This window comes from Marinospirillum alkalitolerans (assembly GCF_045055655.1).
In the GTDB taxonomy this organism is placed as follows: Bacteria; Pseudomonadota; Gammaproteobacteria; order Pseudomonadales; family Halomonadaceae; genus Marinospirillum; species Marinospirillum alkalitolerans.
This window is the reverse complement of the sequence record NZ_JBANFI010000002.1, coordinates 205,053-216,468: the sequence shown is the minus strand read 5'-3', so window position 1 is coordinate 216,468 and position 11,416 is coordinate 205,053. Positions and strand designations below refer to the sequence as shown.

At 51.8% G+C, this 11,416-nt stretch carries 9 protein-coding genes and 3 tRNA genes; 9 read left to right on the top strand and 3 right to left on the bottom strand.

Features of this window, described 5'->3' with window-relative positions:
• The first annotated feature begins 105 nt into the window (after positions 1-105).
• From mutY to V6U78_RS03895, 7 genes are all read left to right on the top strand, one after another.
• Complete coding sequence (gene mutY, locus V6U78_RS03925) at positions 106-1,185, top strand: A/G-specific adenine glycosylase (protein WP_405337411.1); 1,080 nt, start codon at positions 106-108, stop codon at positions 1,183-1,185.
• 33 nt (positions 1,186-1,218) lie between these two features.
• Positions 1,219-1,494 (top strand): oxidative damage protection protein, encoded by a 276-nt coding sequence (locus tag V6U78_RS03920; RefSeq protein WP_405337409.1) that lies wholly within the window; start codon positions 1,219-1,221, stop codon positions 1,492-1,494.
• Positions 1,495-1,574: 80 nt separating this feature from the next.
• Positions 1,575-1,650: transfer RNA gene (locus V6U78_RS03915), tRNA-Phe, on the top strand.
• Between the two features lie 43 nt (positions 1,651-1,693).
• A tRNA-Gln gene (locus tag V6U78_RS03910) sits at positions 1,694-1,768 on the top strand.
• A gap of 17 nt (positions 1,769-1,785) precedes the next feature.
• A tRNA-Thr gene (locus tag V6U78_RS03905) sits at positions 1,786-1,861 on the top strand.
• A gap of 210 nt (positions 1,862-2,071) precedes the next feature.
• Complete coding sequence (gene trxB / locus V6U78_RS03900; protein WP_405337407.1) at positions 2,072-3,031, top strand: thioredoxin-disulfide reductase; 960 nt, start codon at positions 2,072-2,074, stop codon at positions 3,029-3,031.
• Between the two features lie 214 nt (positions 3,032-3,245).
• A complete protein-coding gene (locus tag V6U78_RS03895) occupies positions 3,246-5,120 on the top strand; it encodes a methyl-accepting chemotaxis protein (RefSeq protein ID WP_405337405.1) in 1,875 nt (624 codons plus the stop codon).
• 66 nt (positions 5,121-5,186) lie between these two features.
• Here the strand turns inward: V6U78_RS03895 and V6U78_RS03890 are convergent, their stop codons facing one another.
• From V6U78_RS03890 to V6U78_RS03880, 3 genes are read right to left on the bottom strand one after another with little or no spacing between them, the layout of a single operon-like run.
• Positions 5,187-6,020: a tRNA-uridine aminocarboxypropyltransferase gene (locus tag V6U78_RS03890; RefSeq protein ID WP_405337403.1), complete on the bottom strand. Its 834-nt coding sequence runs from the start codon at positions 6,018-6,020 to the stop codon at positions 5,187-5,189.
• A complete protein-coding gene (trmB, locus tag V6U78_RS03885; RefSeq protein WP_405337401.1) occupies positions 5,989-6,696 on the bottom strand; it encodes a tRNA (guanine(46)-N(7))-methyltransferase TrmB in 708 nt (235 codons plus the stop codon). The genes V6U78_RS03890 and trmB overlap by 32 nt, the downstream gene beginning before the upstream one ends.
• Positions 6,696-7,460, bottom strand: a complete 765-nt coding sequence (locus V6U78_RS03880) for a ParA family protein (protein ID WP_405337399.1) — start codon at positions 7,458-7,460, stop codon at positions 6,696-6,698. The genes trmB and V6U78_RS03880 overlap by 1 nt, the downstream gene beginning before the upstream one ends.
• Before the next feature lie 335 nt (positions 7,461-7,795).
• Here V6U78_RS03880 and V6U78_RS03875 point away from each other — a divergent pair, with 335 nt between their 5' ends.
• Positions 7,796-9,886, top strand: a complete 2,091-nt coding sequence (locus V6U78_RS03875; RefSeq protein WP_405337394.1) for a DUF1302 domain-containing protein — start codon at positions 7,796-7,798, stop codon at positions 9,884-9,886.
• Positions 9,887-9,937: 51 nt separating this feature from the next.
• The gene (locus tag V6U78_RS03870; RefSeq protein WP_405337392.1) at positions 9,938-11,284 is read left to right on the top strand and encodes a DUF1329 domain-containing protein; all 1,347 of its coding nucleotides are present in this window, start codon (positions 9,938-9,940) and stop codon (positions 11,282-11,284) included.
• Positions 11,285-11,416 lie beyond the last annotated feature (132 nt).

Here is an 11,416-nt window from a genome sequence, read left to right as displayed (position 1 = left end):
ATTTTATCTTTGTGAACAATAATGATGTTCTGTTGCCTTGTCTGAGGCTATTTAAGTTAAAATCGCATCGAAAGTAAATCTCTTTATCTGTAAAGCAGGTTTTTGATGCGCCCCGATTCTTTTGCCTCCCGATTGCTGAGCTGGTATCGCCAGCATGGCCGCCATGATCTTCCTTGGCAGCACAATCCAACCCCTTATCGTGTTTGGATCTCGGAAATCATGCTGCAACAAACCCAGGTCGTGAAGGTGCTCGATTACTATCCGCGCTTTATGGCGCGCTTTCCAACCGTAGCGGATCTGGCGGCGGCTAGCCAAGATGAAGTGCTGCAGCTTTGGGCCGGTTTGGGCTACTACACGCGCGCGCGTAATTTGCATCGTTGTGCTCAAGCCGTGATGGCGCTAGGAGGCGAGTTTCCTGTTGGCAGCCAAAGCGAGATGGAGGCTCTACCCGGTATTGGGCGTTCCACGGCCGCAGCGATTCGGGCTTTCAGTACCGGGCAGCGTGCCACCATTCTTGACGGTAACGTCAAGCGCGTCTTAACACGCTATGCAGGCATAGAAGGCTGGCCGGGCCAGAAAACCATCGAAGCGCAGCTCTGGCAGCTGGCAGAGGATTTAACACCTCAGCAGGATGTGGCGGCCTATACCCAGGCGATTATGGATTTGGGCGCAACCCTGTGTAAGCCGCGTCAACCGGCATGTCCTCGCTGCCCACATCAGCAGCAGTGTGTGGCCTATGCAACGGATCAAACCGCTTGTTTGCCAACGCCCAAGCCAAAAAAGACTCGCCCACAAAAAGAACGCCATTTCTTGCTGTTAGAGCACCAGCAGCAGTGGTTGCTTGAGCGGCGTCCAGATCAAGGGATCTGGGGTGGCCTGTGGAGTCTGCCTGAATTTGCGACCTCAGCTGGTTTGCAGGCTTGGCTGGCAGAACGAGCATTAACAGGCAGGCTAGAGGCGCAGCCGCAGATAGAGCATGCTTTTACCCACTACCAGCTGATTATCCGTCCTTGGCGCTTGCGGCTGGGTGCGCAGTCGCTCATCGATGGGCCTGTCACTGCCAGCTCTGACGCACCAGCGCAAATTTGGTATGATCCTCAGCAGCCTGCTGCCCTTGGACTGCCCGCACCTATCGAAAAGTTGCTCCAGGCACAGCGTGCAGCTCAGCAAGGCCAGCTTTTTTGATTCATCCAACCCGATACCCAGCAAAGGTGTTTTATGACCAAGATGGTGTTGTGTCGCAAATATCAACAAGAGCTTGAGGCTCTGAGCCAACCTCCGATGCCAGGTGAAAAAGGTCAGGAGTTGCTGGCGACGGTTTCCAAAAAAGCCTGGCAAGCCTGGTTGGAGCATCAAACTCGCTTGATCAATGAAAAAAGACTCAAGGTTTTTGAGCCATCAACACGTCAATATTTGCTTGAGCAGATGGAAAAGTTCCTCGATAATGACGAGGCGGATCAGGCTGAAGGCTACGTCCCGCCTAGTGATCGTTAAGTTTTTGAGTGAAAAGAAAAAATAATTCAAAAAAGTGCTTGACGAAAAGAATGAAAAGCTTTTAAATATGCACCCGTTGAGGCCAGATAGCTCAGTTGGTAGAGCAAGGGATTGAAAATCCCTGTGTCGGCGGTTCGATTCCGCCTCTGGCCACCAACTCTAAGTTGTGTGTTGTTGCAGTAAATTTAGGTGTATGTGTTGGGGTGTCGCCAAGTGGTAAGGCAGCTGGTTTTGGTCCAGCCATGCGTGGGTTCGAATCCTTCCACCCCAGCCAACCTAAAAACTTTGGTTGCCGGCATAGCTCAGTTGGTAGAGCAACTGACTTGTAATCAGTAGGTCCCGGGTTCGACTCCTGGTGCCGGCACCACTCCAAAGTTTGTTTTCTTTTTTCTCCTCGCTTTTCTCCTGATTGATTCTTCAATTTCTCGATAGTCTGCGTTAATCTTCGCTATATCTTATCTCTGTTTTATCCTGCTTGCCTTTTCTGCTAGATTCTTCGCCTGCTGATCTTCGCGCTTGGCTTCGGTCTGAGTTAGACTGATGCGCTTTAGAATCTTACGCTGCAATAGGAAAAAACATGTCTCATAGCCCACTGATTATTTTAGGATCTGGCCCTGCTGGTTATACGGCTGCGGTCTACGCTGCGCGTGCTAATTTGCGTCCTCTGCTGATCACTGGCATGCAAATGGGTGGTCAGCTGACCACGACGACTGAAGTGGATAACTGGCCTGGTGATGATCAAGGTGTGCAAGGGCCGGAGCTGATGGAGCGGATGCGGCGTCATGCTGAACGCTTTGAAACGCGCATTCTTTTTGATCATATCCACACAGCTGATCTGCAGCAGCGGCCTTTTCGCTTGCAAGGTGATCAGGGTGAATACACCTGTGATGCCTTAATTATTGCCACTGGGGCCAGCGCTCAATACTTAGGGCTACCCAGTGAGACGGCGTTTATGGGTAAGGGTGTCTCTGCCTGTGCCACCTGTGATGGCTTTTTCTACAAGAATCAGGCTGTGGCGGTGGTGGGTGGTGGTAATACCGCAGTTGAAGAAGCCCTGTATCTGGCCAACATCGCCAAAAAAGTCACGCTGATTCATCGACGCGATAGCTTGAAGGCGGAGAAGATCCTGCAGCAGCAACTCTTTGCCAAGGTGGAAGAAGGCAAGATCGATCTATTGTGGCATCACCAGTTAGAAGAAGTGCTGGGCGATGAGCAGGGCGTGACAGGCTTGCGTCTGAAATCAACCCAAGACGGCCAAGAGCGCCAGCTGGATGTGATGGGCGTGTTTATCGCGATCGGCCATAAGCCCAATACCGATCTTTTCCAAGGCCAGCTCGCCATGAACAACGGCTATATCACCATTCACAGCGGCTTACAGGGCAATGCCACGGCCACCAGTATTCCCGGTGTCTTTGCCGCAGGGGATGTCAGTGATCATATCTATCGTCAGGCCATTACCTCAGCCGGATCAGGCTGTATGGCCGCGCTGGATGCTGAGCGTTATTTGGATGCTTTACCAAAAAGCGACCTTGTGTGACCTGTGTTGTAGTGATGATGGAAGGCTCAGCTTAGGCTGGGCCTTTTTTGTTACAGATCAGAATAAAACAAGTGTTTTAATTTGCAAACAGCAGGAGCCTCGCTAAGCTAGAGTGACAAGATGCGCGGCGATACTTGCAAGAGTTCACAGGCGCTGTCTCATGGAAGAGCTAAAATCAACACTTGTCTTTCACGCTTTTAACTTGGGGTCCAGCATGCTTCGCTCTTTTCGCCAGCGTATTATTTTGACCAGCCTTGCGTTGATTCTGATCGCTTTGGTGATCATCAGCTTTTTGATTATGCGCATCAGTCTGCAGACCTATCAGCAGCAGATGCAGCGCAACCTCACTCAACAGCTGGAGAGTCAGGCGGCTTTTATTGGTGGCTGGATGCAAGAGCGTCAAACCATGCTTGGGGCAACGGCTGAAGTGATTGAACAGCGCCCAGTGATGGCAGCCTTAACGCAGCTCAGTGATGGCGGTGGTTTTATCGCCGCTTATGTTGCTTATCCTGATGGCCGGTCAGTGTTTTCTGATGGCTGGGAGCCTCCTGCAGATTACGACCCGCGCACACGTGATTGGTATCGCCAAGCGCAGCAGGCCAATCAGCTGATCGTGACTGCGCCTTATCTGGATGCCGATTCGAATGAGCTGGTGATCAGCCTCAGCCAGCCTCTTGGGCAGAGTGCTGCGCGTGGTGTGCTGGCCAGCGATGTGTCTTTACAGGCCATTATTGAGACGGTGCGCCGCATCTCCCCCACGGAATCCAGTTTTGCCTTCTTGACCAATCAAGAAGGGCAGATTATTGCGCACCCTGATCCTGCTTTGACCTTGAAAACCTTGCGCGATCTCAGTCCTGAGCTGAGTAATACGCTGCTTCAAAGTGCTGCGCGCGGTAGTCTGCCAGAGGTGCGAGTTGAGCAGCGAGCGGTGCTGCTGACCAGTCAGCCAATTGCCGGAACACCATGGGTGCTGAATATTGCCTTGGATAAGCAGGATGCTCTTGCCGGTGTCTATCGTATGCTGCGCTGGACAGTGGCTCTGGTCTTGATCGTCGCGCTGGCTGCTGGTGGTGTGCTATGGCTGGTCACGGCAGGTGGTTTTCGTCGCTTGGCACGCGTCAGCGAGGCGATGGTGGATATCGGCCAGGGTGAGGGTGATCTCACACAGCGGATGCAGGTGGAAGGCCAGGACGAGGTGGCACGCATCGCCGAGGCCTTTAATGCCTTTGTCGATAAGATTCATCATCTGGTGCAAGAAGTGGGACACTCGGCCGACTCAGTGTCTGCCGCATCAGAAGAGCTCTCCTCGATTACTCAAGAAAGCGCGCGGGTGGTTAGCCAGCAGAGCGCTGAGACAGATCAAGTCGCGACAGCCATGAATCAGATGACGGCGACAGTACAAGAAGTCGCGGCTCACGCTGGACAGGCCGCGCAACAGGCCAGCCATGCCGATCAACAAACACGCGAGGGTCATCAGCTGCTTCAGGCAACGCTGAGCGCTTTACAGAAGCTCGATACGACGCTGGATCAGAGTACCGAAGCGATGACTGCGCTCAAAGGAGGGACCCAGGATATCGCGGGTATGCTGGATGTCATCAGCGCGGTTTCTGAGCAAACCAATCTATTGGCACTGAACGCCGCGATTGAAGCCGCACGTGCAGGCGAGCATGGGCGCGGTTTTGCTGTGGTGGCAGATGAAGTTCGCTCCTTGGCTGCCCGTACTCAGCAGAGCACGCAGGATATTCAGCAGGTGGTCGATCGCCTGTTTGCGCAGACAGATCAGGTCGTACGGGTGATGGAGGCGAGCCGAGAAGCGGCGCAGCAAACTGTCTCGCGCGCTGAAGAAATGGCCTTGCGCTTGAATCAAGTCAACCAAGCGATTGAGCAGATCGCCGGTATGAATCTGCAGATTGCCAGTGCCGCCGAAGAGCAGTCTTCTGTTGCGGAGGAGATCAATCGTAACGTGTTTAACATCAATGATTTGTCGACACAGACAGAAGACGCGGCTGCCAATCTGACTCAGGCCAGTCAGGAGCTCGCAGGGCAGGCCAGCTTGCTGAATCAGCAGGTTAGTCAGTTTAAGGTTTAGTAGATGAGAGGTGGGTGAGATCAAGCTGAGGCCAGCGGATGCTGGCCTTTTTTGATCTTGGTCTTGTTAAGCTTGGGCCTGCTGCGCTTGATAAGCCAGTAGCCAGGCCTGAGCCTGATTTAAATCCGCACTGGCTTGGCGGCGGGCAGCACCATAGCCTTCATTGAACACAGTGAAATACTGTTCCAACACTTGTGCCGCTTCAGTTTGTGCGGCCATTTCTAGTAGTGCAATCCCCACTTCAGCGGTGCAAAGATGCTGCTCCGAGGCTGGCTTGCGCAGCTGATAGCGCGTTGTGCGTTCACTATGCACAGGCAAGACCGGCAGATCTTGCAGATAAGCGCTTTGGCGAAACATCTTGCGAGCTTGGCGCCAGGTGCCATCCAGGAGCAGAAAAACCGGAATCCGCCCCTCCAGCTTAGCTTCGACCTGAGGCCAGCTGGTCACGCGATGCTGATAATCGGCCTGATCATCAGGAAAGATAATCAGCGGATAGTAGCGAGGGTCTTGCAGAGCCTCCAGCAAGGCTTGTGGCGGCTGGGTGCGTTGCCAAGCGAAAACGCGCGTTGAGGGCAGCGTATCACCGATCAAGCGCGCGGTATTGGTGGGCTTATTCACCTCTTCAATATGCATCAGCACCCAGAATTCGACCCCCGCATCGACAGGGGTGCGATAAGTGCAAATGCAGGATTGAGTGGGCAGGCGGCACCCAGTGCAGCGCTCGACAAAGCTGCCACGGGCGGTAAAGGGCCGCCGTGGATGGGCAAAACGTTCAGGCGCAGCCGCAATACGGCGCACCTCCTGCTCAAAGGCAGAGAGTCCAGCGGATGTGGACTCAGGGTTAAAATCACTCACAGGGTGTGTCTCGTTACTGGGTTGAGGGTGCAGCAGGGGATGCATCCAATCGGCACTCGATTTGCCAGAGTGTCTGGCCGCTGAGCTGGTATTTGCGTTCAAAAGCTGTCAAAGGCTGGGGCTGAGGTGGCAGTTCTGTGAGCTGAGGTGCGAAGCCACAATGAGTGAGGGCGATCTCCATCTCTTGCAGATAAAGCAGCCAGTTGCTGCGACTGATCAAGCGGCCACCCAAGGCGAGCAGGCTAGGAAAAACGGGGTGACCGTGCCAGCGCAGCTTTAAATCCTTGCTCTTGGGATAGGGGTTGGGATACAGCAGATAATGCTGTTCGGGTTGCCAGCCAGCAGTGGCAGCTAAACGCCAAAAATCAGCCAAATCTGTGCGGATTAGATGGGCATTCGGCGGCAAGGGGCCGAGTTTTTTATCCAGCCGCGCGGCAGAGCGATCCAAACCCAGTACCAGATGATCAGGATGCTGCTCAGCCAATAAACGGGTGCTGACGCCAACGCCACAGCAAGAGTCGAGGATCAGTGGTCCACCATGTGCTTGGTATAACTGTGCGGCTAGATTAAACGCAGCCTGATTAAAATCGGCAATCGGTTTTTGAAAAGCGTGTGCTCGGTGCTTATCAACACAGCTCAGCAGCTGTTCATGTGGCCCTTGCTGATTCGAATCGACCGAGCGTGAACAGCCCAAGGGTGGGCGAGGGGTATTTGCATTCATCATGTAATCGAGCGATACAGGGCTTCAAATTGTTGGGTGAGCTTGTGCTTGGGTGCATAGTGGATCAGTGGTTGAGAGACTTGATGCGACTCACGCATTTTCACGGATGAACTCAGATGGACATCCAGCAGGGGATGGCCTTCCTCTAATAGCGCTTCAATCAACTGCTGGGGGAGTTTGGCCTGGGCGTTAAACTGATTCACGATAATCCCCTCGATTTCCAGATCTGGGTTGTGATCAGCACGGAGTTCTTCAATCGCCCCTTGCAAAGAGTAGAGGGCTTGGCGTGAGAAAGCATCGCAATCAAAGGGGATCAGACAGCGCTCCGCTGCGATCAGCGCTGAACGCGAAAAAAAGTTCAGTGCCGGTGGGGTGTCGATCCAAATCGCATCAAACTCGTCTTCTAAACTGGTGAGGGCTTCTTTGAGCTTATAGATTTTGTAGCGAGATTCGAGCTTGGCTTCAAGACTCTCTAACTCGGGATGGGCGGCCAGTACAAACAAATTGGGATAGGGCGTGGCATGAATCAGCTCATGAATCGACTTGCGTCCACCCCCGAGGCTGAGTGAGCGCTCAAAAAAATCAAACAGGCTGCCTTCGAGTTCAGTCGCAGGCTGGCCCATCAAATAATGGGTCGTGTTACCTTGCGGATCTAAATCCAACACCAGCGTCGGCTTGCCTTGTGCTGCGTTGATCGCCGCGAGGTTACAAGTAATGCTACTTTTACCCACACCACCTTTTTGATTGAAAACGACTCGGCGCATCCTCTCACTCCCCTTGATCACTGATTGTGCATGGGCTGCATACTACTAAAACTGCTGTTGACTGGCTATGTTTAGCAAAGAGGGTTGCTGCAGGTGAGCGCAACAAAAGGCAGGTTGGAGCAGCATTGCACGACATGCAAATCAAGATGAGGTTGCAAAGCGTTTGAAAAATCACCCTTAAGAGTGATAGCTGTCGTGCCTCGCGCAGACCAGACTAATTCGCATCAGGATTAAACAAGTGTTTGTCTTGTGGTGACTTGCTCTTTTGATATGAGTAAGACACCATAAAATAGCAATAGATCAGTCATCCCGAACAACAACAAAAGGTGGTTTCTATGCGCCATACATTATTGGTTTCTCGAACCAAGTCTTTTCCTCGGTTGAGTGCTTTAACCCTGGCCATTGCCAGTCTTTCTTTTGGTTCTGCCCAAGCAGCACAATTTTCCCTAGGTGATGTGAATGTGAATGTCGATTCACAGATCAGCTTTGGTAGTAGCTGGCGTATGGAAAGTCGTAATAATGATTATATTGCGGCAGGGACTTTGGGGGCGACAGGTACAGTGCCAGGCTTGGCAACCAACCCTCAGTATCAAGGTAACGCCTCAAGTAATACTGATAACGGGAATATGAATTTTGATCGAGGCGATGCCTTCTCCCAAGTGATTCAAGGTAATCATCAGTTGAGCTTTTCCCATCAGCAGTATCGTAATATGGGGGCTAATCTGAGCTTCCGCTATTGGTATGATGGTGTTTTGGATGGCTTAGATGGTGCGCCTGAAAATGCACGTATGGTGAGGGATTATAAAGGAACAACTGCTTTTGATGATGCGCGTCGAGGCATAGATTTACAGGATGCTTATATTTGGGGAGAGTTTGAACTGGCAGGGCGTCCTGCTCAGGTGATTTTTGGTCGCCATGTCCTGAACTGGGGTGAAAGCACCTTTATTCAAGGTGGCCAGAACGCAGCCAATCCAATAGATGTTCCTGCTTTGCGTCGCCCAGGCGCGGAGATCCGCGATGGCTTGCTGCCAGTGACCATGTTGTCTGGTTCGATTGCTTTGGATGAAGCTGGCGCGTGGACAGTGGAAGGTTACTACCAGTTTGAATGGCAGCGCACGCGTGCCGATGCTTGTGGTACCTACTTCTCGAATAATGATTTCGCCGCTGAAGGCTGTGGTCCTGTTTATTACCAAAGCGGCCTGACTGAGCAAGCCAATGCAGCTGGCTCTTTAGCAGGTACACCTTTTGCCGCTCTTGCACCTGCTTATGCTGGATTGGGCTTGGATTCTCGAGATCTGACCATCGCAGCACGCGCCTCAGATAACGAGCCTTCAAATACAGGGCAGTTTGGTGTGTCGCTGAAATGGTATGCCGAGCAGTTGAACGGTACGGAGTTTGGTATTTCTTTCCAGAATGTCCATAGTCGTTTACCTGTCGTAGGTGGCAACGTTAGTGCCGGATCTGATGGTCATCGTGCGATGACTTATTCTGGTGCATTGCAACAGGTTGCTGCGGGTGCTGGCCTGGATTTAACTGACCCTGTACAAGCACAACAAGCAGCTGTGATTTTGCAAACTAACCCAACCAATAGTCCAGCAGTTGCCGCTGCTCAGCAAGCCATTACAGCCTCCGGACTTGATGACCCAACTGAATATATCGTTGAGTTCCCTGAGGATCTGCAGATTTTTGCAGCTTCATTTGCGACCTTGTTACCAACAGGAACAGCCTGGTCTGGTGAATTCACTTATCGCCCCAATACACCGATTCAAATTAATGCGAATGATGTTTTGGTGCGCGGTTTGCTTGGTAACCTAGGTTATGATCCAAATAATCCTACTCACAATGCGAGTCACCCAATTTATGGGGGTCTACTGGCGCGCTTACCTACCGATATTCAAGAGTTCGGCTCTGGTATGCAGAAAGGCTACCTCGAACTTGATGTTTATCAGTTCCAGTCAACTTTCATCCATGATATCAACCGTGTGATGGGTGCAGAAAATTTGCGCTTGATTGGTGAGGTTGGTTTTACTTATGTGAATGATCTGCCTGATATCAATGAGGTGCGCTTAGGTCGCTCTTCTATTTATGGTTCTTCAGGTAGCAGTACAGAAATGTTTGCTGACAATGGCTATGTTACTGATTTCTCCTGGGGCTATCGCTTGGTTGCACAGCTGGAGTACAACAATGCCTTCATCGGTGGCTTAACGCTGAAGCCGACCTTCTCTTGGAGTCATGACGTGAACGGCTATGGCCCTGAGCCAGGTGCACAGTTCTATGAGGGCCGGATGATTCTCGGTACAGAGCTGGCGGCTGAATATATGAACACCTATTGGGGACGTTTAGGCTATACCCACTACTTTGATACAGACTACTGGGATTTAGATGACCGTAGCTTTATCAGCCTGAGTGTCGGTATGGACTACTAGGCCAATAACAGACAAAGACGACGTCTCAATAAAAGAATAAGGAATACCAAGATGAAAAAAACCTTAACAGCAAATGCTCCACGTATGACTGGCTTGGCCGCAGCAATGTTGGCTTTCGGCTTGATGACTAGCGCTCAGCTTCATGCTGATGCGCGCTTGGGTGGTAATGAGTTGACCCCTATGGGTGCAGAACGCGCTGGCTCTGCTGATGGCCGTATTCCTGCATGGACAGGTGGTTTGAGTGAGGGCCCAGGTAACTGGCGCGATGGTTATGGTCATCCTTTTGCGGATGAGCAGCCTCTGTATGTGATTACTGCGCAGAACTACCAGCAGTACGAGCAGTATCTGGCACCAGGTCAGATTGCCATGTTGCAAGCCTATCCGAATACCTTCCGTATTCCTGTGTACCCAACTCATCGTACGGCAGCCTACCCTGAAGCTGTCTATGAGTTGGTGCGTCAGAACGCGCAAACCGCGCGCCTGGTGGATGATGGTAATGGTGTAGTTGATTTTACCGAAGTCACGCCCTTCCCCATCCCGCAAACAGGTGTGGAGTTGGTATGGAACCACTCGACTCGCTATCGTGGTCCAGGTGCCGAGCGTGAAGTGACACTCGCGACACCACAAGCGAACGGCAACTTTACACCGGTCACGATGAATGAAGAATTCATGTTTATCGGTGATCCTGAAGAAAACAGCCTGTTCTACTTCTTGCAGTCCGTGACTGCGCCAGCACGTTTATCCGGTACGGTACTGCTGGTACAAGAAACGATGAACCAGGTTTTGGAGCCACGTCGCGCGTGGATCTATAACGCAGGTCAGCGCCGTGTACGCCGTGCACCTCAGGTGGCCTATGACGGACCAGGTACAGCAGCAGACGGTCAGCGGACTTCAGATGGCTTAGACGTATTTAACGGTGCGCCTGATCGTTATGAGTGGACACTGGTTGGCAAGCGTGAAATGTATGTGGCTTATAACGCCTATCCTCTTTTGGACACCAACCTCAGCGTGAATGATATTGTTCATGCGGGTCACTTGAACCCTGAGCACCTGCGCTATGAGCGCCATCGCGTGTGGGAAGTGGAAGGTCGTCTGCGTGATGGTCAGCGTCATATCTACGAGCGTCGTGTGATGTTCTTTGATGAAGATACCTATCAGTTGGTCCATGTTGATCAATATGATGGCCGCGGTAATCTGTGGCGCGTTTCTGAAGGCCACACGGTGCAGTTCCATGATGTGAATGTACCTTGGTATGCAGCTGAGACCATCTATGATCTGGTGAATAATCGCTACATCGTTTCAGGCTTAATCAACGATACCAGCGGTTATAACTGGGACTACCGTCCTAATGCGAGCAACTTCACGCCTGCAGCCTTGCGTCGTGCAGGTGGTCGTTAATTGATCTAGTGCATTTCTTCTCCTTGATTTGGCCTGCTGATGCAGGCCTTTTTTAACAAGAGCGGGTGGCTCTTTACTCTAAAATGGCATAGATTTTTGATAGTAAAACGATATGCATAAAAATTATGCTGA